Here is a 23,365-nt window from a genome sequence, read left to right as displayed (position 1 = left end):
AGAGAGTACAGCGAGCAAGCATCGAGCCTTCTACCGCCACGCCCCCCAGTCCAGCCTCCAGCTAACCCTTGATTGCACCTGCGATCATGCTCTTCTGCACCTGTTTGTTCAGCAGCAGATAGATGACCACCGTTGGCACCGTCGTAATCATCAGTCCAGCACCAATGATACCCCATTGCGTAATGTACGTTCCCACCATCGACATCATACCCACCGTCAATGTCTGGTAAGCCGTGTTATTGATAAACGTGACCGCAAACATCAGCTCATTCCAGCAGGACAGAAATGTGAAGATCGCTACAGTTGATATGGCCGGACGCACAAGCGGCAGGATAATGGAGAAAAACGTCCGGTATATGCCGCAGCCGTCGATAACCGCCGACTCCTCCATCTCTCTCGGGATACCTTTGAAAAAACTGCCCAGAATGAACACCGCCATCGGAATGCCAAATGCCACATAGGGAATGATCAGTGACCAGTAGCTGTTGAGCAGGCTCAGATTCTTCAAAATAATAAATAATGGCAGCAGTGCCGCATGAATCGGCACCATCATGCCCAGCAAAATGATCGTCATCGTGAACCCGCTGAGCTTCCAGTTCATTCTCGTGATTGCGTATCCCGTCATGGAGGACAAGATCAGTACCAAGACAATGGAGGCCGCAGTAACGAGCACACTATTCATAAAATAGGTCAGCACATGGCCGTCGGACATTGCTTTGGTGTAGTTGCTCCACAGAAATGCTTTGGGCAGCCCGGCTACATCACCGCTGAAAATCTCACTGTTATCCTTCAGGGAAAACAGCGCCAGCCAGATAAGCGGGTAGATCTGCACAATCGCAACGAGGATCAGAAACGCTTGCAGAAACACTTTCCCGATCGATCCGGAGATGGACCTCGGCTTGGGCTTTTTTTGCAACATGACTTCTACGGTACTCATGCCTTATGCCTCCCTCTACTCCGTTTTGAACAATGAATTAATGAGGATCGTACACACCAGACACTCCACAATGATAAAGACCGAGATCGCACTCCCATATCCGTACCGAAACGTATCAAAAATGGTAGCGTACATCAGTGTGCTCGGCACTTCAGTGGTGTAGAACGGTCCGCCTCCCGTCAGCACATAGATCAGGTCAAACACCTTGAATGCACCGATGACTGAAAAAACAAGGCTTACCTTCAGAATCGGCTTCATCAGCGGGATCATAATGGACCACGCCGTCCGAATACGGGAAGCACCATCCATTCGAGCAGCTTCGAGCACATCCTGAGACACGGACTTTGCTCCTGCATACATCAGCAGCATGTGATACCCTACGTACTGCCACAAGGTCGGAATAAACGATGCCGCCAGCGCGGTGTCCTTCTGCCCCAGCCAGTCCTGTGCCAGGCTGGATAAGCCGATACTTTGCAGCAGCACGTTCAGCAGGCCATAATCGGCATTGTAGATTTTTGACCACAACTGGGCAATAACCACCGTTGAGATCAACACCGGGATGAAATACACGGTCCGGTAGAACCCTTCCCCCTTGACGTTGGACGCCAGAATCAGTGCGAGCACCAGCGAGATCGGCAGTTGAATGAACACCGAAGCACCCGCGAATAACAGGGAGTTTTTGATCGAATTCAGCACACGGGTATCTTTAAACATCTCTACATAGTTGTCCAGGCCGATAAATGTACCCCTGCCCACGCCGTTCCAGTCCAGCAGACTGTAATAACTGGAGACAAAGATCGGAATAAGCACAATGCCGCAGAACAGAAGCAGCGTCGGCAGTACAAAGACGGCTATCGTGCCTTTATTGGAAAATACAGAGTTCATTGTTGTTCTCCTCTCAAAGGCGTGACCGGGATATGCCGGACCACGCCTTGTTTGGGTTCATCTTCATGGTTAGAAGCGGTAGCATTGCAAGGTCACAAGGTCTATGCGCAAGATATTCACAGGTAATTTGCAAAGACTTGTAGTGTAAGGACCTAGGGCCTGTAAGCATTTAAGCTTGTAAGCTTGCACGCACGTATACCGCCTACCTGTTTTCTATAGACTTAGCTCTGTTGGTTTGAGCTGTGCCATCTGTTTGCAGAACTCCTCCGGTGTTACATCGCCTGCAAGCAGCTGGGCAATCAGGTTTTTGTGCGCTTCGGCAGACTCCGCAGGCAGAATGTTATCCCACCAGGCGATGAATGAGGTCGCCGTTTTCATAATATCTGCCGCAGACAGATCAAGGGAGGACAGGCTGGATGTGTCGAGTGCATCGGTTTTCCAGCTTGGCAGACCCGCTCCAGCCAGAAAACCTTGTGTACCAAGCTGCTCACTCAGATACATGAGGAATTCCACGGCTTCCTTCGGATGTTTGGTATTCTGGTTGATGTAGAAACCATCGACGGCTCCGCCGAAGATTTCGGTATTTGTGCCTTTGCCATCTTCAAATACCGGGAACGGAATCACTTTCACTTTGCCTTTGACTGCGGAGGACGGGTCCTCAATTCCTGCATTCACCCAGTTGGCCTGGAACATCATTGCCCCGTTACCTGCATTAAATGCCCCAAGCATCTCGTCATAGCTCATGCTGAACATGCTGCTGTTGAACGCTCCTGCTCGTGCAAGCTGCTGCATTTTGGTCGCGGCGGCAACAAAGTCGGGCGAATTCCACTTTGACGAATCTTTAAAAGCTTCCATCACCGCAGTATTGCCTGCCTGACGCATCGCAATAATGTCGTACCAGTACATGCCTGGCCAGCGATCCTTTTCCCCAATCACAGCCGGGGTGATTCCTGCCGCTTTCAGCTTGGTGACTGCATCCAACAGTTCGTTATATGTGGTCGGAATCTTGGCACCCGCCTGCTCGAACAATTCCGTATTCACGTAAAGGTTGGCGATATGGGTATACACGGGCAATGTGTAGATTTTGCCGTCCATATTGATGGCCTCCGCCATACCCGGCCCCATTCGTTCTTTGATATCGTCCGTCAGGTAACTTGAGATTTCCAGCACATTGCCGGATTTGATGTACGGCTGCATGAAGCTGCCGCCACCCATGCCATAGAACAGGTCTGGCGCTTCACCAGCTGCAATCGATGTTTTGACTTTGGTTTTGTACTGTTCTCCTGTCGTGCCCGTACGTTCAACCTGAATGTCCGGATGCTCGCTGTTCCATTTCTCAACAATCTCGGGCAGTAACTTGGCCGAAGGATCGGTATTGCCGACCGATTGATCCCACAGCGTCAGCTTGATCTTGCCGTTACTTTCCCCCTGTGCTCCGCCGGACGAACCGGATGAACATGCCGCCAGACTGCCTACAATGCCCAGAGTCAGAATTAGACTTGCTGATTTTTTTAATAGCGCTTTCATCTCTATGGACCTCCCTATGCGTTTTAGTTGGTTCTAGCCCATATTTTAGGCAAACTGTGCTTTGTTCTCCATTTAGAAAACAGGCATCGATTTGTAATATTCGAACATATGTGGAACTGGAAGTGGAAGTGCGTTTACGCTCAAACCATTTCTGCACTCCCCCACACTCCCCATTTTTGCATTCTCGTTTTTCAGGTTTTTACATTCCGATACTCATTCATGGATCGGCCAATATGTTTTTTGAACAAGACGCTGAAATAGTGTGGGTCCGGGATGCCTACCTGCTCCCCAATCTCATATCCTTTCATATCCGTCTGTTTCAGCAGCATTTCAGCCTTCTTCATGCGGAGTTGGGTCAGATATTCCACAAATGTCTGCCCGGTTTCTTTTTTCATCAGCCGCCCCAAATGGCCCGAACTTACGTAAAAAGCAGCCGCGGTGCTGGAAAGCCCCACTTCCGCACTCCCCATGTTCTCTTCAAGATAAGCCATCACCCGGTCGATCAGATTGCCTTCCTTGGCCTGTCGTTTGGCTTGTATGACATCCGATACCGTGCGGACTTGCTGCTCCAGCATGCTTTTTAGTTCAGGCAGATGACCTGCTGTAAAAATGGCCGCAATGGCCTCTTTGTTCAATGCGTGCTCTCCCTCAATCTGCTGCTCTATGGCAGCACGCTGGCACTCCGTAACCACATCCATGGCTGCCATCCGAAACTGTGAAACGTCCGAGAACGGCACCGACAGCATACGCTCCAGCAACAACACGGCTTCTTCCCCCGCACCAACACTGACGTAAAATTGCAGTTGTTGGAGCAGCTGAGTATCCGAGTGGTACGGCCTTATCCCGCCTTCGATGACCAGATCCTCGAAGCAAATAACCTGATTTTTCCCCACAAACGCCTGATAATCGAGTGCACGGCAAGCTTCCCGGTATCCCACACAGGCCTTTCCCCATCCTGATTGCCATTGCCCAATCCCTACGGTCACATCAACTTCACACCCTTCGGGCTTAAGCGAGTGCTGAAGTTCTTCCTGAAGCTGCTGTACCTGAACGGTAAATTCCGTATCCGCACCAAGCGAGAGCACAACTATCCGGTTATGCGGGTCCATGACGATAATGGTTCGCGAATCCTCCGGATAAAAAGCCTGCACCTGCTTCATGCCTACCATTCGCAGCAGAATATGTATTTCCTCGGCAGTATGTGGATGGGCTTCTGTCTGATGCTGGCTTAATTGGGGCTGACCTTGTTGATGTTGTTGTTGCTGAGGCCCTTGTTGGGCTTTGTGTGTTTGGTAATATGGTTCGGATAGATGTGGATATACCTCTGGTGCAGCTATCTTCGCTTGCGGTACAGCAACCTCCACCTCCATGACTGCGATGCGCAACCCTGGTTTACCTGAAGAGATGGGAATGCCAAAGAATCGCGCCTTCTCTTGTAGTTCATCCTCAGGCATCACTTCACTTAACCATTGATTCACAAATCGCTCCCTGAGATAAGGCAAGCTCTGCTTCATTTCCTCCCGCAGCTTCTTCAGCTCGTACTCGCGCCCGATCTCCTGCTCGATTGCCGCTCGCAGCTTCACCGTAACCTGTAATAACTCAGAAGCACGAATGGGTTTTAAAATAAAATCGGATATGCCCAGCTTCACACTCTGACGAGCATATTCAAATTCATCATGTCCCGTCACAACCACGATTTTTAAGTTCGGGTAACGTTCCATGAGGATGCCGCTCAGTTCAATGCCGTCCATCTTCGGCATGTATATATCCGTGAACACGATGTCTGGACGCAACAGCTCAACCTGATCCAAAGCCTCTTCAGCATCGGAGGCCTCGCCAACGATGGTCATGCCTTGCTGCTCCCAATCGATACGCATGCGCAGCAGATTTCGGATGAGGTATTCATCATCCACAATCAATACCTTTAATGGTTCCACAGTTAATTCCATGATTCATCGGCTCCCTTCGGGATCGTTATGATAATGGTTGTTCCTTTTCCAACCTCGCTCTGCAGCTTGAGTCCATCTTCTCTGTCATAGAAAATGCGAAGCCGCTCCATCGTTCCCCATAAGCCAAAGCTTGGATTGTGTTTAGCGTTATAGGTAGGATTAGAAGTATCAGAAGTGTTAGAAGAGTTCGAGCGATTAGACCTGTTCATTTCTGTGCGTTGAATCTGCTTCACTTCTTCCTCGGACATGCCGACTCCGTCGTCAGTGATCGTTAGAACTACTCCCTCCTTGGATCGACGAGCTTGAATGCGTATCGTGCCTGGGCTGCTTTTTGGACGAATACCATGATACAGAGAATTTTCCACCAGCGGCTGGAGCACCAGCTTGGGAATCATCACCCGCTCACAATCTGGAGCAATATCGTACTGCACCTCAAACACACCGGGGTAGCGCACCTGTTGGATCGTCAGATAATTGCGTACAATCTCAACCTCCTCGTGCAGCGTAACCAGTTCACGGCCTTTGCTGACACTCAAGCGATAGTAACTTCCAAGCGCTTCTAACAGCTCACATACCTTATCGTTCATGCCCGACATCGCCAGGGAGGTAATGGAATCAAGTGTGTTATATAGAAAATGCGGCTTGATCTGCGCCTGAAGTGTATTCAGCTCTGCTCGGCGGATCGTCTGCTGCTCCTGAATGATGCGTTTCAACATCTGGTCAATCTGCTCAATCATCTGGTTGTATCCTCCATATAGCTGTGCGAACTCGTAACTGTTTAGCTCAACCGTCACTTTGCGGAAGTTGCCGCTTGGCGCTTTTTGCATGGAACGAAGTAGCTTGTGAATCGGCTTAATGACGCTGCGGGAGATGATAAACGAACTGACGAAAAAAACAGTCCCGTTCACCGCCAGTAGGATCAGCGCAAGCAATACCATAGATTTATTACGGGTATCGGTAGCCTGGTATGGGCTCATGCTGATGAATTTCCACTGATCATCACCAGCTGAACGATAGGTCACAGCATATTCCTGACCACCCGATTGCAAGGTGATGAAGCCGGAGAATTGCTCTTGAAATGTTTGTGCTAACTTGGCCCGATTGGCCTCTAACATCTCGTACATCCCTTCCTGTCCAGAAGCCGCAGATATGGATTCGCCGGATACAGCAGGCACGGCCTTCTTTCCATCGGTGGCGTTGGTTGCAATCACCCGCTGATGCTCATCCAGGATGGCCACCTGAAATGAATCCGGTGCAGACAAGTTGGCATAGGCCTGAGCGATGGATTTGCCCTTGATGTTCATGACCAGAAATCCAATCGGAGACGTATCATCCAGATCCCGAATGAGGCGAATAAACGAGACCACCTCTTGCCCATCTTTCTCCCCTGTCGCCGAGACTCCGCTGTCGTTGTTGCCACCATTCAGCCTGAGCAGATATCTTCCGTTGTGCTCTAGTGCCTGTTCGTACCACGGCGCTTCCTTCACATTTGCTTCCATAAAGGTGGGCCACTCCTGTGTGCCAACCGAGAATCGATGCCCCGAATTATCATAAATATAGACTGAATCGATAATTGGAACCGCTTGCATAAGATTGGTCAAATACGCGCTTAGCTTGGACTGTGTCTGTAGATTGGAGTATACATTGCCCTGCCGCAGCAGGTTCTGCAAGTTGGGATCAGAGAAAATCATTTTCGAATAATTGTTCACGTTCTCGATCATCAGATTAACGTTGGTCTCAATGGATGTAATCGTCTGCAATGATGCTTCATTGATCTTTCGCTGCGCGTCATTTTCCGAGATTCGATTCAACACCAACGCACTGAACGCCACCGTTAGCAGAATAATGACAAAGTAAGCAAACGGGATTTTAAAAGCCAGCGTCTTGGGCTTGCGTTGGATAAACTCTTTGAAACGGGGCGTCCAATTGTTCTTCATTGCACTGGTGTTCGCTTTTGCATTTGCGTTTACTTTTGCATCGGTCTCAATATCTGATTGGGTCGTTGCTTTCACTTCTATTTTTCATCTCCCTCTGTTACTTCTCTTGCTTCTTCATCTGTTGTTGCATCTTTTGCTCTTTGATTCACTGTGACCCTCCTTTGGTTCCGATGTGTGATGGGTTTATCGGTTGTGATCGGATGACCTTGTTGTGATATCCACCACTCTCTCGGATTTTATACAATTGTATATTATAGGACGGTGTATGGAGGAGGCTCAACTCTTTTTATCGCTTACGGATGGCTTGACTGAGTGAAGTAGAATGAGGCTTTGGGAAGACGATTGCTGTAAATGCTGTGAGTGGGGGTCCCCGTAATTGGAGCCGCAAGGAGTACTGCTTTATAAAATGTTGGAGGTCCAGATAATAAGTTGTGGTTTGGTGCCGGATGGAGAGTGAAGCGGGGGAGAAGCGGAGGGTCTGAATATACAAAAGACGATGATAAACGTCTACCTTGATATGCGCATACTTTTGAGCAAGATTAAGATATCTACGGGCATAATTCTTGCTACTGACAGTGTGTTGATCGAGTGGTTAAGGTTGGGGAAATCCAATTATCGTTTTCTCGTATGATGAATTGAAGTGGGGAAAATGTCGGGGCATCCTGCCTCGGGCAGGACAAGCACAGAGTTAGTTATGGTAGGATACAGCGAATCGTGATCAAAGCGAGAATTCGGTAACTCCTTTTTTGGAGGTATATTTTAGCGTGTAGCTTCCTTCTGTGCCATATGGCATCGTAGCGATTTGGATGCGGGTGTAATCCAGCCGACTCTCTCTGAGCACTTTTTTAATTAGCGCTATGCTCCGATCCTCGTCCGTTACCACACAGAAAATGTTCATTACATATTCCTTTGGATCAGCCACACGGCTACCCAGATCACATCCATCGACCTCCCCCAAATCCGCCTGGGTCAGAACGGTTTTCAGATATTCCATCACCTTTTCCTTCAACCAATGATCTCGTTTGCTGCCCTGCGCGCTCTTCAGTGGATATTGCACCACAAGCCAGTATTTTTCACTCATTTAGCTTCACCAACCAATCTTTATATGATAGGGCATTACGTTATGTGCGGACACTTAGACGATAAGAGTTCATATCTCAGCCTTACACTCCTCCAGTTCAAAATGGGCTAGATCATTGACCTTACTGCTTTTTGGAATTGTACTGCCCTTCCATTTGCAGGATGAGGAACATGGTGATGTTTAATGAGATGGGAGCTTAACGTGTCTGCTGACTTTCTGCCAATAGCCACGATCTGAGCATCAGGATTCAGTTGCATAAGCTGTCTGGCAAATGGCAAACCATCCTCCAACTCTGCCAAAGTCGGTGTTCGATTCGCCATCCTGTTTTCAGAAGAGTGATAAGGATGAAAGGGATAGATGTTCCAAAATATAAAGTCCGTTGGTTTCCACCTTGAACTGGATAACACTTCACCCCATATAATAGATGCTGTCGGCTCTGCGAATCCATATAGTGCCTGAGTCTGGTTAGGTTTGGCGATATTGGGCAGGCTTGTTCGAACACCCGGCTCACCTGCAAAAATCATCTGGTGATTCCCAGCGAGTGATTCCCGGTAACCATTCGCTCGGACGTCAAAGGTACGCCGGAGAACCTCGCCCCTTGATATCCCACGGCTTCAGCAATAAAAATATACCGAGCCTTGGACATTCGTGGTTCCAAATACCTGACCAAATGTTCAGAACGAATCTTCACCGCTTCGGGGCCGATATCATAGCCCGTCACATAATCTCTCCAAGGATTAACCACATTTACTGGCGAGACATACGCTTGTACCCCTGCAACAAACTCGCCGATCTGCTGCTGCGTTTGGCTCATGCTTTTTCGCCTCCTTTGGGAGATTACAGAGTATATCGGGCTTGCATCAGCTTATTTTACAAATATTATAGCATAAACAGAAAAACCACCAACCAGGTTACTGGTTGATGGTTTCTTGACTCTAATGGAGGCGAGGGGAGTCAACAATCGTCCAAAGATAACAGCACATAAGCTTCTACGGGTATAGTCACAGTTTTGATGTCAGCCGAGTATCAGTAACCCACAAGAACAGGATTAGCCCACGCAGGTATGGACTCAACACAATAGATCAAATTACCCTGCATGATTTCCGCAACAATTAAAGGCTCGTATGTATTATCAATGATGATAACCCGATCTGCGATGGCTAGAGCCGGTTTAAGGTTCTTCAATGACTGGCCATATCGATAACGAATGTCTTCTTCTGCAATCCAATGTCCACCTTGTTCAACACGAGAGGCTACACGATCTATATGCATTTGAACATCCTCAAGACCGATATAATAAACGACAATTTCATAATTGTTTTCTTTTGCTATTTCCATATGTTTTAAAACAAATGATCCGGACAATGTCGTTTCAATAGCGAAGTTTACACCACTTTTAATGAGTGATCGGATTCTTTTTACAGCTTCCCTGCCAGCAGACAGGTCAGCACTGCGTGGATTCTCTGGCTTCAACTCTCTTGCAATTTGATCTGGATCAACAAGTTCACCAAGCCACTCTCTCATTTGCATGCTGAGTGTACTTTTCCCTGCTCCATTTGTACCCGCAAACACAGTCATGACTGGTCTGATTTCACTCATGATATTTAAACTCCTGGCGTTTCCCAGTAGCATCAAATATAATTTCGAATTTATTACCCGCAGCATCCTCACGAACGCGTTTATTATTCTTTATATAATAAATAGAGGCACCTGATTCTTTAGCTTGTTTCCGTGCATGTTGATTTGCTTTTTTTAAAATTTCTTGGAGCTGTTCTCGATTTTCAAACATCTTGAGTCCCCCAATCTAAATTTATGCTTATTATATCATAAACAGAAAAACCACCAACCAGAACACTGGTTAGTGGTGGATAGAAGCTGTAGCAAACTATTGCGGTATAACTTCCTCCCACTGACCATTGGTGGTTTCTTTGTAGATATGAAGGTTTCCATCATATTTTCCCTCAATAAAGTTAGAACCCGCTTCTTTCAAGTACGGATCCAAAATAACTACTCCTTTACTCAGTTAGCATCAACAATATGATATTTAATGTTAAACATTATAAATTAGTTTTTCATATGAAAGACCCTGAGATTAAATTCTCACTGCGTGGATCAGCTGTCGTTGTATCACCCCGTTGCGATTTACCGTTGATACTTACACTTGTCTGTCTCACTATCCAGGTCAAAAGATTTCCAATAGAAATCCCCCTTTCAGTTCTTAATCTAAAAGGGGTGGGACTAACCATCATCTAATACTCTAATATGGAATATTTTATGCCATGAAGCTTAAAATATCGTCTTCTTGTTTCGTATCAACAGCGATTTTATTACGCTGCATTTTTTTGCAAGCTGTACATTCATGTACAATTTGATATCCTTTTTTACTAGAATATTCGAGTTGAATGGGCTTCATTAATCCTTTACAACTACTTAAACGATCGCCTGGTCTATTGTCTAGGTGCTTAGAAAATAAGCAAATTGGACAATGATTTCTAAAGCTTCCGTTTGTTAATGGTTCAACATATGCATGACAGTTTTCACAACGGAAACTTGTATTTTCAGTTTTTCTACTCAACGTATCTTCCTCCAAGATGAATTATTTCATCTGAAGAAAGGGTTCCGTTTAGTTTTCCTATCACAAGATAGTTTCAGGCTTTTAAAGGGAAGTGACAAATTCACCGTCTTGTTTTGCAAAACGATTACTTCTAGTTCCTACTTCACAAAAGCATCTTTCATCTTTTGATCCGGACCACGATTGATTTTCAAGTTTTGTATCAACCACTGTAAGACGGACTTACTCCACCTTCCACTAGTAAGTGTTCACCTCTAATCACTGACAAAGGCATTCGTCCCCTAAAAGAACACGTTGGCTTTTATCCAGTAAGTGCATATAATTAGACTCCATTTCTTTGAGATAATAGTTAGTCCCATATTTAATTATAACAAAATATATTCTTAGTGAATATTCAAACAGACTATAAGCCATTACATCAACCGCACCATTAGCAATTTCGTCCGACTCATCATCAATGTGAATCAAATCTCCTCTTCTGGGTCACTCAAATTCAACACTTTGTGTAGTTTCCTTCAAAATTCTACTATACGAATTAAGACGCTTTTATGCGAGAGACTTGTCCAAACCCACGACCGTTTCAACATTAATTAGCCTACTTTATCTCCTACAATCACAGCGGTATACTTAACAGGATACTATGAAACTTCAAAAATCGTTTTTTTCTGCTAGCGAGGTGATACGCTATCTCCTCTATGCCTGAGGTGAACAGAAGAAAATAATAAGCTGAACTAAGTAGAAGCCAGTTGCGGGGGCAACCTAAGGTGACATCAAAACTGCTACTTACAGAGGGTACCGCCATGTACATCATCAGAGATATATCGTAATTGACGTCAGAGAACCCCGAAGCCCTAGAGCCAAAGCGCTTTACCCTACCACCACATATCCAAACATGCAAAAACAGCCACCGAATGGTGGCTGTCACTGATACTACTAATGGAGGCGAGGGGAGTCGAACCCCTGTCCGAAGATAACGGCACATAAGCTTCTACGGGTGTAGTCACAGTTTTGATGTCACCCGAGTATCGCCCCGTAACACCAACTAGTACTCCTCAAAATCCTCTTTGTCAAAAACCACACCCTCATTAATTCCACGGATGCTATATTTCACTTCTTCACATAACAACACGTCTGATTCTTCATTAGTGTATTTGCAAAGATTCGCATCAAACAATACAATATTATATCCATCAGATACAGAACTTTTAAATCTAATACCATCAAACTCCAACAAACGGAAAGTATCTGCAAATAATTGAGTTATAAGATACTGCTCTCTTTCTTCTGGAGTTATAGGCATTGAAAATTTTTTCCCAATACTATTTAAAAATATAAATTCCTTAATTTTATCATCTGTACAGAACTTCCGTAAATTAATACTCTCTAGATCTGCTATTCTTATCTCTCGAGACAAAATAAATTTCCCCACTGATACTAGGTGCCCAGGATGAGGTCTAACCTCACTAACTGCAGTTTTTATATCAGAAGATAAGTAGAGATACGAGACACCTTGGCGGTTCAATCGCCCTGCACTAGCTTTTGGTGGTGGGGGAGCTTGAATATTTTTTTCTCTATATGGTTCATAATAATAAGTTATTTTATCGTATTCTGGATTCAATAAGTCAGCATATCTTTTCTCAAAACCAATTCGAGCTCTGTAAAAACTTTTTCCGATAGAAATCTTATTCTCTATTTGACTAGCTAAGGGTTCAAGTAATGATTTTGCTTTTTCCTCAACCACATAATGATTCTTTTCATTCAATTCCTTCTCAAAAGTTGATATCATTTTTGAGTTCTCTTTTTGAAGACTGGTAGTAAATAACCCTCTTATATATTCATCAAATCCATAATAAAGGGAAACACCGTTTCCATCTCGGGCATAAACATCTTTTGGAAGTAGAGTGTATAATAAATCTGAGTCTCCTTCATCATGAAATCGATGCTCAATTATAGCGTTCTCATTAAGCAGTATGCCTTCTATCCCAAAAGCACCGCCCCAATGGTTGTTGTAGTGATACTCTGCGTAATGATACCTCACTACAGCTTTAAATAAATTTTGAAATTCTTCTGCCTCAATATCAGTAACTGTATGGCTCTCACTTCTACAAATGATGCATTTCCCCTTCTGGGGATAATCTCGAAGGTAATCTTTAAGAAATTTATCTTTTAAGCAATTTTTACATATGAACAAATAATAATACCTCCATATCTTGGTGCAAAGCAAGAAAGACTCCTGTCAGTGCAAAAGAAACTTAAATTATTCCTCGAATAGCCTACTGTCAGCCTGATTGTCTTCTTCAGCACACCCCAAGCGGAGATGTGACAGCGTATCCCACTACTTGTTAGCCCCTATCCCTGTCACATGGACGATGCAGGGTAGAAGCACGCACACAGTTTCTTAGGGTTCCATTGCTTTCTTGAACACCTCATTATCTATAAGAACATTTTCAGGGTACCCAATGAATTGGTAAAAAACAGATTCAGGAAAATAATTATCTAAACTTTTAATTTCATTAAGATGATTTTCCAGTCTTTCTCCTTTCAACATTTCCGATAATACCTTTAATGTATCCTTATAAATATGAGGGTATCTCAGCTTGCCCACACTTCTCACTTGTTCGAACTCTTTTAAAGGAAACTCTTCTCTAAGGTTGCGAGGCATAGCCCAGCGTTTCAAAGATGGATTAGATTCAATAATTTCGTTTATTGCATTTGATGAAATAATATGTGACCAAATTTCATCTAGCGTTTTAAATTTATAAATGCCTATTTGAGTTTCAGCAATATACAAAAACAATCTAACCATTAATAATCCATTTCTGTGAACATTCACAGGAATAAATGTACCCAAAACTGCCATAGCACCATTGCGAAGAAATAAATCAGCTACAGACACTGCTCCTGCTCCCCGTGGACTAACATGGCAAGAACTCAGTAAAACTATTGGGGGAACCGTGAAATCATTTTCACTAGCCATCCATACATCATCGCCTATACATAAACCCGCCATATTACTTTTAGTATCATAATTTCCGTGGGCGGATATTATCAAACACCCAGCATCCCTATGCTCATTCAGAAAAATTTTTAATTCTTGGATGGTTTCAGTTTCTTTATAAATCACTTCGAGAGTTTCGTATTGACTACCGAGCTTTTGAAGCTCCGACCAAATATTATCTGAATACGGTCTTATATCATCATTCTTCTCTAAACATTCTGCTACAATAACTTTTAGTTTCTTGCCTATATAATATTGACCTTTTTTGGACATTTCAAACTGAAAAGCCCTTGTCAAAGGAGTTAGCGGTCTATACGAAATTGGTTTATAACAACTCAACGGAGCAGAAGCCCCCTCAAAAATAGCCAATCCTATTGGAAAATCAGAAAATACAGTTATATGGCTAGCTCTCAAAATGATATCTTTTTGAACCTTTGTAAGATGATTTGATAGAATTTTTCCTAAATTCCTTAATGTTCTCCATACATATCTACTATTTGTTCCATTCGGATGCTTACAGTTAATTTCAAGCTGATTGAGGACATCAAACAATTTTTTTGGAACAGTGTCTAATTCAATATGAACAGCATTCCTAGCAATAGCTCTATGCGTACCTAGCAGCTTAATCATTTGACTCTCATTATCTGGAAGTTTACTGGATCGACCATGATGACTAACTTGCGGCGTGGCTATACCAGGCATTGTAATAACAACAGGTACTCCCACACTTTGAAGATTTTTCTTAAATATTGAGGGATAACTTGACTCGACAATATTTTGAGGATCTCCATTTGCATTATCAATCATCTCTCTCCATGTTGCCAGTGTAGCGTGTGTTTTAAAATGGAATGCAGCAACTTTATTTAAAACATCTTTGGACAACTTTACCGCGTTAATAACTTCTTTCAACCTTCTAAATTGATTCCAGTAAAACACAAGTGGTAATATATCAATTTTATTAATATCATAAAGTTCTAAATTTTCATAATCTATGACACTTTTATCATTTTCTTTCCTTACTGCTTCCCAAAGCAAATTCCAATGCTTTTTCAAAGTCTCTGTAGAAAGATCAGCTGCTCCAATTATCCCAAGTTCTGATCCTAATTTTGCTTCAATTATTTTAGCACTTTCCTCACATCCCTCTTCATAGATGATTAGAGTAGCATGTGGCATATCAATAGACTCCAGCCCTCCAGTAAAATCGGAAGGAAAGGGGATAATGTTATTAGGTTGATCATAGAATTGTAACAACATTTCTTCATCCAAATCTAAGACATCAAAACCAGTACGAGGTAAATGCATAGCATAGTGTACAGCTGGCATAATATTAATTAAACTGGGATCTAACATGTGCATTGTCTCTTTATATTGATCCTTGCGGAATTCTGTAAAATTTACTATAGGGCTAACACTCAATAAATCGTTGTTATTTGATTTAAATACAACATAATAATTAAAATACATTTTTTTAACAACCTCTGCGATCTTTTCGATGGATTGCATATTAAGTACCTCTCTTCTTATTATTTCCTTCGGGGAGGGTCATCACATTGAATATTTGAAGCAACCATATCAACTCACCAATCCATCTCTTTGAGCTCTTTATTATCTGGATCATTGTAAGGTTTACCCATTGAGTATTTCTTACGGTACTTATAACGCTCCATTAATTGCACACTCGTTGAATTCTAATTGTCTTACAAACAACTTCTACTCCACAAGCAACTAAAGAACTGTAAGCCCTAATTTCAGCAAGAGCAGAGGATGCATGATAAAAATCTCTAATATTGAGCAGCCGACTTTTGAGACTCTTAATTCAGTCGGGGTTAATTTTATACACCAAGTCAAGGGCATACAATGTATTTTCTGCAATTTGAAGATCTCCCTGATTTTCTCCAAACATTATACGTTGAAGGGGATGTCTTACATCATGTCTACTTGCATTTTTATGCTATTAATCTCTCTTTTCTTTAATATTTCACCCCAAATTTCATTCATACAGTTTCTACTCAAATAACTATCATAATAGTTCAAAATTATGAAATTTGAAATAATCAGACGGACCAGATATTGATCCGTCTCTGAGAAATACTATTGATTCAGGGATATCATCAATAGTACGGAATTTCTCAACTCTTTTTATGTGTTCTCTGCCTTCTCTGGCAATTTTAAGAATGTTTTTGAAAATATTTTTTTCTACACCAAAAAAGTGAAGATTCTCTTCATAGTAAACTATTCGATGAAAGTGGGGAGGAAAGAAATATGTTAGGCTATCAACATGCCTTGGTATAAAGAAACCCACAAATTCTATTTCACTTAAATAAGGTGATTTCCAAATACCTACCTCTATTTCAGAATCCTCTATAGTGAGGTTTTCTCTTAAAGCACGCTCTATCATTGGGAATCCAAGTATCTTGACGATGTCACTATAATGATGGATGACAACTTCTTCTCCGATACTTATTTTTATTCGATAGTCATACTCCTTCACACCAGGTGTAAATGGATCTTCGGCATGTATTGATGATTGGATCTTTGTCTCGTCAGTGTATCTTGTAGCAATTATGTATCCCTTCAACGCATACTTTAAATTAGAGTTAGTGCTATCTACAACCTGTACCCTGTTAAATTGATCTCTCCATGATTCAAATACTTTGTTTTTAAAACTTATAGATGATTTTCTACCCTTAGCTTCTGCTAAGTATGGTTCTTTATTAGCAGTAGCACAAAAATAATCTGGTGTATCACCCTTCTGACATCTTTCAATTCTAATTTTTCCTAGTGAACTATTGTAAGTCATTGTCTTGTCGAACATGTGATCCATGTGAGCGAAATAAGTTATATCAGCATATTCGCTTAAAAACAACCTACACATTGCCTTACCCAATAGGTTAGATAAAAATATCCTTGACTCTTTGTGACTACCATAACCGTTTGGTAGAAATTTAAAATAGTCATCATCTGTTAACATTTGCTGGTATTGAAGGAAAAATGGATTGATACTGTATGCTGGACTCTTATCATACGTATCTATAAACATATGATGTGCAAGTTTGTTTATATCAATATCTATGTTATCTAGAAAATCTGGCTTATTAGGATCTTTTAGCAAACTTGGATGAGCAGGAAAATTGTTTGTATTTAGTTTAATTTTCTTTTTCATAACTTCCATCCTCTATTTTGTCAGTTTCAGAAATAGCTCTATTTTTTACGAATAGTGCTATTCTCATTCGATAATTTATTATTTTATCGCCAATATTCTCTACCAGCAATGGCGGTACTTCGTTAATATTGAGCATTTCGGCATCGATAAAATAGATATTTGATGTGAAAGACTGAATTACTAATACTTTATAAGAAGTAAAGGCCTAGGTTAATCAGGATGAATTAATTTCAATCCATCTTGTTTGGAGAGTTTATCCCGTGAAAGCTTAAAATGAGTGTCTATATGACTGGTGTATCATCCATTTCAATCATTAAATTTACGCCTGAACAGCATGCTTTTTTCCAAGGATTTTCTGAATATTGCCTCTAGTAAGAGTGCTCAATGGATGCATATCTGCATTAAGAAGACCAATAAACAAGTTAGGAAGCTGTTCATTTATCTTATTATATGAAGTGAATTTCTTATTAAGGAGTATCACTTCACTTTAAGCCATCCCTTTCAGGTATGTTCACCTACTCTCGAATCATAATAACGTCATTTTTATAATAAAACGACATTTTTAATCCACTGGTATTGGACTTCCACTATACTATCATTCGTCACACTACTAGGACTATATAAGTTGAGCGAGGGATTTAACCGATTGTATATTACGCTGATGTCGATATTCTGGATATCCCCCATTATTAACGAGGAATATCCAGCCATCGTCAAAAAAAGAATCAAATTGATCCACTGACTTCTTGGTCTCATCCAGCAAGGACTTAATTCATTTCGTTTTTGTACCAAGGATAACGTATTCTTCTGAATGTTACTCTACCAATCGCAGAGAAACAACAGCATCTCCTCGTCATCTAGAGAAGCAACTGATCTGTAAAATTTATTTTATACAGTTCACTTGGCTTCAATAGCATGATGTCGGAACTAAAATCATGTCTAATCCTAGGAGGAAAAGCCATCTTCTCAACTATTGAATATCCCCACTGTGCCTACACGATATTGTACTGTTGCTGCAGTTTTAGAATGTGGAAATACAACGGCTATACCAATGACATGTTCTGCAGACTCAGGATCGGAAAACAGCGCTTCTCTTCCGTTTTCTTCGTTTTCTGAATCATCATCACGAGCTGTCGAATACTTACTGATTGGGTAAATAAGTAACAATCCTTCCTGAGGAGGTCTAACATATCTTTGTGATTCAGCTAATTTAATATTAAGTTTCTGTTGGATCGCTTTTGCTTCTGCTAACTGAACATCGTTTAATCCTATCTGCTGATCTGCAGCTGATGCAATGGCTTTAAGCGACATAACATTAGTCAGTTTTGAACGATTAATTAAATTGATTTCTTTAATCCCTTCAATATTCAGATCAATCGTTTTTAGTTGGTCCTTATAATTTTGACGGCCAATAACTGCTACAACCCAAGTTGTTAACTCATTGTATTTATTTTGTTTTTCGATGTAATCCCTTAGTTGTTCTGCTCTAACTGTGGTTGCATTCTTATCTGTCTTATATTGTTTGAAAAATTCCTTTATGTGATGTGATTCCACACTTGACCACACTGGCATACTTGTTTTTTCAATCATGGTTGGCGCTCCCAATGCAGATAAGAATTCCCTGGTTGCCATAAGATTGCTTTTTAACCAGTCATAATCGCCAAGTTGAAATGTTATCGTTTGCAGTGTTTGATTAGCTAAGGATATATTAATTAGCTGAGAGTGCTGTGACTTTAAAGGGCTGGTTACAAGCATAGAAGGATCTTCACGAATGCGCACTCCTACTTCCATCGGAGTTAGTTTTTCAAATTCATACTTAGCCATATCCCCGTGTAAATCTTCCTCTACTCTCGCCAATCTCTTAAAGCAATCTTCCAGTGATTTAGTTGTGTATATACGAGTTAAATCTACATATCCTTCCCTGTAGCCAAACCACCTCCCCATTTGCATTAATGTATCATAATACGGGGTTGGTCTAACATAATAACTAACAAGTAGTCCTTCCAATGTTAGTCCACGTGAAAGCCGATTACCTCCAATGACTATAATCTTCTGTTGGGGATCATTCTCGTAATCAATTTCATCCTCAGATTGACCATGCAGCTCTTTAAAAGTAACTTGTTCCAAAAATGTACCTATAAATTCTTGAATCTCCTCGAAGGACATGTCTAGCTGTACATCTATAGTTCGTGTTACTCTTGTAAAGTCACCTTCCCAAGTTTTACGCAACTCTTTAGCTAAGCCTTCATCATCGTTTCTCATATACCGCCATTCATCGCGATAGAATCCAAATTTTTCGCGTAATAACTTAGCCATTTTCACCTGAATACTTGTTCGGTAGCTAGTATGGACTAGCATTGCTGTAGGTTCCTCTCCATTTCCACGGGCGATTCTAGCAGCTCCAGCTAAAATATAATCTTTTAGCGCTTTATCTAAACTTTTTGGTATAGAAGGTTCAAAATCGTCTACTTCATCTCGCCGTGCTGGAACAAGCATGGGAATTTCGGTTATTTCCACTCGACGTAGAACATCCATTGCTGGGAACTCACCATCAGCAGTACCAAAAATTTCACGAGCACCATAATAACCATCAGGTCTCGGCAATGCAGTAATAAATGAATTGGGATAAAGGTCGCCTCCTGCTTCTGAATCCCGAGCCTCATGATTAATTAAAACGTTCGCAAAAGGAGTTGCTGTATATGCTATATATGCCTTCCTAGTGAATAAATCTAACAAGTGGCGAATTAATCCGTTGATTGTGCTAGGTGAATCCTGATTGTCAGCAGTTTCAAGAATATCATCCCAATCAGCTTCGGGTGGTCTGTTCCCCCCAGTATTAATTGACGCTTGATCGGCCTCATCGTCGATGATTAGACAAGGAAGGTTCCTTCTTGTTTGCTCTTGAGTTCTTTCCAACCACCCGATGAGCTTCCTTAGCACTGGTCCGTTCTTCTTGGTAACAATAAGAACAGGGTTAGATGAACTCAACGCTGTAGCATTTACATTTCCTGGTTCAAAATCTCCTGAAGTTGGGTGTGCCATTGTGAAAGTATTCCATTCTTTGTCAGGGGACGGTCTACCTACCCCAACCGATGCATTATTCAATACACCTACAAGTTCATTATCTAGACGTACTTGCGTTTGGTAACGTAGAGTATTCTGCATGCCAGTCAGAACAATAACTAGTTTGTAACCTGTGTCGACAGCTTTTGCAATAAGTGCAGTATAATTTGCTGTTTTACCACTTTGAACATAACCAACTACTAGTGCACGCGTATCAAACTCATGTCTTAATGGGTTTTCCATTTTACCAAGAATTTTATCTGTCGCATCGTCAATTGAACGTGCTGTACTAATTGAACGTCCTTTTTTATCTATTAAATACGAGCGTAATCTCGGCCAGTAATACCATTGATTCCGATCAGCACTTGGTAACCAAACTTGATGATCTCTCGCTCTGTCCTCGACAAAATTCAAATCGCGCACTTCAAAAACTTCACTTTCAAGTTCAGCTCGCACTAGTTCCTTGAATTCTGGTGGTATAGCCTCATTTCTAACTGCTTCTTCCGCAGTTAAGCCCAAAGTATCCATAATTGTTCGAGCTAGTCGCACATATTTATTAACACTCATCCTTTATCCCCCTAAGGTAATTTTCAAATCTGGTCTGACCTCTGATATATAAATAATGATTTGATTTAAAAGCTCTGGTTGATCAGCTAGTTCCCTCTTAAGTATTGTGATTACACTGTTAACTAGATCGTCTCCTTCAATAATAGAATTATGTTCAGAAGGTTTTATCGTAGATGTTGAATCAGAAATCTTATCAGTAGCTACTTGTGCTTTGCTTATGTACGGGTCTAAGTTGGCTTTGAGCGTTGTTATTTTTGATTTAACAGGTGTGTTAGGTTTACTTGGGTCTAGCTTTGCTCGATAAATAGCGTTTGCTACTGATGTTATAGTTGCAGAAAACTTAGCTAGTTCCGTCCTGATTTGTCTTGGTATTTGAACAGCCATTTTAGCAATATCAATTTTGAAGGATTCATCCGCTTCAGAAACAAAATCAATCGCAATTCGAGCAAGCTTGGTATGTTCATCAGAAGATCGCAGCCTATTCCAGCCGCCATTTTGAATAATACGATCATTTCGATAAATGTAAAATCCTTGTGCTCTGTTCCATTTCTTCGGACCAGCTGCCCTAGCATGGGCTGCCTTACTGCTGAACAATTGTTCTGGAGGTAGTATATAAGGTTGTATAACTGCTTTAAGAGATTTATCTCTATACTGGTACTTTATCTCTGTTCCAGGAAGAGCCCTAGTCTCTAGTTCAGTAATAGCAAACGGATCCCATGGTAAAATTTCATTCCCATTTATTAATATCTTCAAGGGGAGCTTACGCCGAGCTTTTTGTTCAAGAAATCGATGAAATACGACAGATAAGTGTTCCTCAACAAATCGGCACATTGAAATAAAAGTTTCTTTATCGATACTCCCAGTAGATACCCTGTCTAATTCTTTCCACATGACTGAGGTCCCGCTGCTAGTTGGCTTTAATTTGACCAACAACTGCGGATCTACCTCTTTAGGGGACAGCTCTAAGGCTTCCCACTTATCCTCTATCTCCACATGATCCATATCCCACATCATAATGGACAAAGATTTTGATTGTTTGCTTGCGACATATAATTTACGGCAGTGACTCAATGAGGCAGTTTTCAATCCAAAACCAAACTTCCCTAAAGAATTCGCAACATATTGGCGCCTTGTTCCATAACGAAGTGCTTCAAGTATTTGAAAATTGGACATACCTATTCCATTATCAAATATACGAACATAAGTATCACCCTCATTATAAACAAAATCAATTTCAACCATAGTTGCTCCAGCCTCTATACTGTTATCAACCAAATCAGCAATTGATGTTGGGAGGTCATAACCAACATCCCTCATTGATTCCATCATTCTTTTTGCACCTGGGGGCAGTAAAATTGGCTTAGGCATGTCCTTCTACTCCCTGCTGACTATTGATGGCTGTTCGAAAAAGCTGTTCAATCCCTATCGCGATTTTCTCAGAGAGAATCGGAGGAACTGCATTTCCTATCTGAGTGAATATGGAAGTTCTAGGTCCTTCAAAATAGAAATTATCTGGGAAGGACTGTATTCTCGCAGCTTCACGAACGGATAATGATCGTATTTGTTTTATGTCTGGATGGATATAGTAATGTCCATCTTTTGAAATATGCGCAACCATTGTATGACAATAGGCCGAATCCCCAGCAACAACCTTAAATCTATCCAAAAAAGAATGCAAATTTTTATGTGTCCTAAGCCCAGCTGGTAAATCAGTATATTTCAACCAATTTCCCTGATTCTTCCAAGCTTCGATAACTAAACGATATATAGCTCTATCACGTTCATTATGAGGTCTTGAAATATGCTGTGTAACAAAGTCATCTGTTCTTATCCCACTCTGTATTAAATACTCACTTGCATTAGCTGTGTAGTTACATTTCTCCATAATTTCACCTGGCAGAAGATCTGGTAAATCATCAAGTAAATCTGACACTCGATAATCACCTAAAACAACCTCGATATCAGGGAAACGCATATTTGATTCAGCTTTCCAGCCGATCAGGATCACACGCTTTCTTTGTTGTAATACTCCGTGGTTAGAAGCATCGACTACTGCACTCTCTAAAGTATAGCCTAGTGCCTGCATATCATCCTTCATAGATTGGAAGAAAGAACCATTTCCAGCAGTTTTGATACTAGGAACATTCTCAAATACAAATAAGTCTGGTTCGTACTTTTCTAGAAATTTAATATACTGTTTATAAAGGTAGTTTCGGGGGTCATTCTCCTTTCTTTCAGGATCTCTGGCTCGTCCAACGAGTGAATACGCTTGACATGGTGGACCACCAATAATCAAATCAATTTTATTTTCACCAAGTAATCTCATATTGTTATCAATAACATTAAATATCCCATCAATTGTCTGCTCAGATATCTCTGCATTGATTACTATATTAGACATTTCTGGAGGTAAGTAAGAATAGAACTCTTCCTTTGTAATTGTACCTTCCAAATAATCTAGATAAATGGAATATCTGTTTGTACTCTTAAGTTCCCAATATATTGATCTGGTAAGCAACGTCTGGGCTGCATATCTATCCATTTCTACATGTGCTAATGGCTTGTATCCTCGTTTGACAAAACCTTCCGATAGACCACCTGCACCTGCGAATAAGTCAATAAAATTTAATTTAATTTCTACCCTCACCTTAGTCCTAAATCAATATTGAACAATACATCGTACAGC

General features: G+C 41.7%; 17 protein-coding genes and 1 other annotated feature. All 17 genes read right to left on the bottom strand.

The window, feature by feature from the left end; translation table 11 throughout:
• Positions 1-61: 61 nt before the first annotated feature.
• The 17 genes from MHI14_RS28085 to MHI14_RS28005 all read right to left on the bottom strand — a co-directional run bounded on the left by MHI14_RS28085 (position 62) and on the right by MHI14_RS28005 (position 23,326).
• Positions 62-937, bottom strand: coding sequence for a carbohydrate ABC transporter permease (locus MHI14_RS28085; RefSeq protein ID WP_341131821.1), 876 nt, complete (start codon positions 935-937; stop codon positions 62-64).
• A gap of 15 nt (positions 938-952) precedes the next feature.
• Positions 953-1,822 carry a carbohydrate ABC transporter permease gene (locus tag MHI14_RS28080; protein ID WP_017691225.1) on the bottom strand — a complete coding sequence of 290 codons (870 nt, stop codon included), beginning with the start codon at positions 1,820-1,822 and terminating at the stop codon, positions 953-955.
• Between the two features lie 213 nt (positions 1,823-2,035).
• Positions 2,036-3,349: an extracellular solute-binding protein gene (locus tag MHI14_RS28075; RefSeq protein WP_341131820.1), complete on the bottom strand. Its 1,314-nt coding sequence runs from the start codon at positions 3,347-3,349 to the stop codon at positions 2,036-2,038.
• Positions 3,350-3,540: 191 nt separating this feature from the next.
• Positions 3,541-5,298, bottom strand: a complete 1,758-nt coding sequence (locus tag MHI14_RS28070; RefSeq protein ID WP_341131819.1) for a response regulator — start codon at positions 5,296-5,298, stop codon at positions 3,541-3,543.
• Positions 5,289-7,310, bottom strand: a complete 2,022-nt coding sequence (locus MHI14_RS28065; RefSeq protein WP_341131818.1) for a sensor histidine kinase — start codon at positions 7,308-7,310, stop codon at positions 5,289-5,291. Before MHI14_RS28065 ends, MHI14_RS28070 begins: the two co-directional genes overlap by 10 nt.
• 643 nt (positions 7,311-7,953) lie before the next feature.
• Positions 7,954-8,316 carry a hypothetical protein gene (locus tag MHI14_RS28060; protein WP_341131817.1) on the bottom strand — a complete coding sequence of 121 codons (363 nt, stop codon included), beginning with the start codon at positions 8,314-8,316 and terminating at the stop codon, positions 7,954-7,956.
• 107 nt (positions 8,317-8,423) lie between these two features.
• Complete coding sequence (locus MHI14_RS28055) at positions 8,424-8,840, bottom strand: uracil-DNA glycosylase (RefSeq protein ID WP_341131816.1); 417 nt, start codon at positions 8,838-8,840, stop codon at positions 8,424-8,426.
• Positions 8,837-9,130 (bottom strand): hypothetical protein, encoded by a 294-nt coding sequence (locus MHI14_RS28050; RefSeq protein ID WP_341131815.1) that lies wholly within the window; start codon positions 9,128-9,130, stop codon positions 8,837-8,839. The genes MHI14_RS28055 and MHI14_RS28050 overlap by 4 nt, the downstream gene beginning before the upstream one ends.
• A 212-nt stretch (positions 9,131-9,342) precedes the next feature.
• Positions 9,343-9,915, bottom strand: coding sequence for a zeta toxin family protein (locus MHI14_RS28045; protein WP_341131814.1), 573 nt, complete (start codon positions 9,913-9,915; stop codon positions 9,343-9,345).
• Positions 9,908-10,105: a hypothetical protein gene (locus MHI14_RS28040; protein ID WP_341131813.1), complete on the bottom strand. Its 198-nt coding sequence runs from the start codon at positions 10,103-10,105 to the stop codon at positions 9,908-9,910. The genes MHI14_RS28045 and MHI14_RS28040 overlap by 8 nt, the downstream gene beginning before the upstream one ends.
• 483 nt (positions 10,106-10,588) lie before the next feature.
• On the bottom strand, positions 10,589-10,891 hold the full coding sequence (locus tag MHI14_RS28035) for an RNHCP domain-containing protein (protein WP_341131812.1): 303 nt from the start codon (positions 10,889-10,891) through the stop codon (positions 10,589-10,591).
• A gap of 80 nt (positions 10,892-10,971) precedes the next feature.
• Positions 10,972-11,146, bottom strand: a sequence feature (16S ribosomal RNA rRNA prediction is too short).
• A gap of 784 nt (positions 11,147-11,930) precedes the next feature.
• Positions 11,931-13,079: an RES family NAD+ phosphorylase gene (locus MHI14_RS28030; RefSeq protein WP_341131811.1), complete on the bottom strand. Its 1,149-nt coding sequence runs from the start codon at positions 13,077-13,079 to the stop codon at positions 11,931-11,933.
• A gap of 207 nt (positions 13,080-13,286) precedes the next feature.
• Positions 13,287-15,389 carry a hypothetical protein gene (locus MHI14_RS28025; protein WP_341131810.1) on the bottom strand — a complete coding sequence of 701 codons (2,103 nt, stop codon included), beginning with the start codon at positions 15,387-15,389 and terminating at the stop codon, positions 13,287-13,289.
• A 517-nt stretch (positions 15,390-15,906) separates the two neighbouring features.
• The gene (locus MHI14_RS28020) at positions 15,907-17,049 is read right to left on the bottom strand and encodes a hypothetical protein (protein WP_341131809.1); all 1,143 of its coding nucleotides are present in this window, start codon (positions 17,047-17,049) and stop codon (positions 15,907-15,909) included.
• A 966-nt stretch (positions 17,050-18,015) separates the two neighbouring features.
• Positions 18,016-20,679 (bottom strand): Z1 domain-containing protein, encoded by a 2,664-nt coding sequence (locus MHI14_RS28015; protein WP_341131808.1) that lies wholly within the window; start codon positions 20,677-20,679, stop codon positions 18,016-18,018.
• Between the two features lie 3 nt (positions 20,680-20,682).
• Positions 20,683-22,047 carry an ATP-binding protein gene (locus MHI14_RS28010; protein ID WP_341131807.1) on the bottom strand — a complete coding sequence of 455 codons (1,365 nt, stop codon included), beginning with the start codon at positions 22,045-22,047 and terminating at the stop codon, positions 20,683-20,685.
• On the bottom strand, positions 22,040-23,326 hold the full coding sequence (locus tag MHI14_RS28005; RefSeq protein WP_341131806.1) for a DNA cytosine methyltransferase: 1,287 nt from the start codon (positions 23,324-23,326) through the stop codon (positions 22,040-22,042). The genes MHI14_RS28010 and MHI14_RS28005 overlap by 8 nt, the downstream gene beginning before the upstream one ends.
• Positions 23,327-23,365: the final 39 nt, after the last annotated feature.

This window comes from Paenibacillus sp. FSL K6-2393 (assembly GCF_038002545.1).
Taxonomy (GTDB): domain Bacteria; phylum Bacillota; class Bacilli; order Paenibacillales; family Paenibacillaceae; genus Paenibacillus.
This window is presented reverse-complemented; position numbering and strand designations above follow the sequence as displayed.

What these genes read in the sequence shown, in the direction of transcription:
- MHI14_RS28085 (WP_341131821.1), bottom strand. Translation starts at nt 937, where the DNA reads ATGAGTACCGTAGAAGTCATGTTGCAAAAAAAGCCCAAGCCGAGGTCC.
- MHI14_RS28040 (WP_341131813.1), bottom strand. Translation starts at nt 10,105, where the DNA reads ATGTTTGAAAATCGAGAACAGCTCCAAGAAATTTTAAAAAAAGCAAAT.
- MHI14_RS28010 (WP_341131807.1), bottom strand. Translation starts at nt 22,047, where the DNA reads ATGCCTAAGCCAATTTTACTGCCCCCAGGTGCAAAAAGAATGATGGAA.
- MHI14_RS28075 (WP_341131820.1), bottom strand. Translation starts at nt 3,349, where the DNA reads ATGAAAGCGCTATTAAAAAAATCAGCAAGTCTAATTCTGACTCTGGGC.
- MHI14_RS28055 (WP_341131816.1), bottom strand. Translation starts at nt 8,840, where the DNA reads ATGATTTTTGCAGGTGAGCCGGGTGTTCGAACAAGCCTGCCCAATATC.
- MHI14_RS28015 (WP_341131808.1), bottom strand. Translation starts at nt 20,679, where the DNA reads ATGAGTGTTAATAAATATGTGCGACTAGCTCGAACAATTATGGATACT.
- MHI14_RS28080 (WP_017691225.1), bottom strand. Translation starts at nt 1,822, where the DNA reads ATGAACTCTGTATTTTCCAATAAAGGCACGATAGCCGTCTTTGTACTG.
- MHI14_RS28045 (WP_341131814.1), bottom strand. Translation starts at nt 9,915, where the DNA reads ATGAGTGAAATCAGACCAGTCATGACTGTGTTTGCGGGTACAAATGGA.
- MHI14_RS28070 (WP_341131819.1), bottom strand. Translation starts at nt 5,298, where the DNA reads ATGGAATTAACTGTGGAACCATTAAAGGTATTGATTGTGGATGATGAA.
- MHI14_RS28060 (WP_341131817.1), bottom strand. Translation starts at nt 8,316, where the DNA reads ATGAGTGAAAAATACTGGCTTGTGGTGCAATATCCACTGAAGAGCGCG.
- MHI14_RS28050 (WP_341131815.1), bottom strand. Translation starts at nt 9,130, where the DNA reads ATGAGCCAAACGCAGCAGCAGATCGGCGAGTTTGTTGCAGGGGTACAA.
- MHI14_RS28025 (WP_341131810.1), bottom strand. Translation starts at nt 15,389, where the DNA reads ATGCAATCCATCGAAAAGATCGCAGAGGTTGTTAAAAAAATGTATTTT.
- MHI14_RS28020 (WP_341131809.1), bottom strand. Translation starts at nt 17,049, where the DNA reads ATGAAAAAGAAAATTAAACTAAATACAAACAATTTTCCTGCTCATCCA.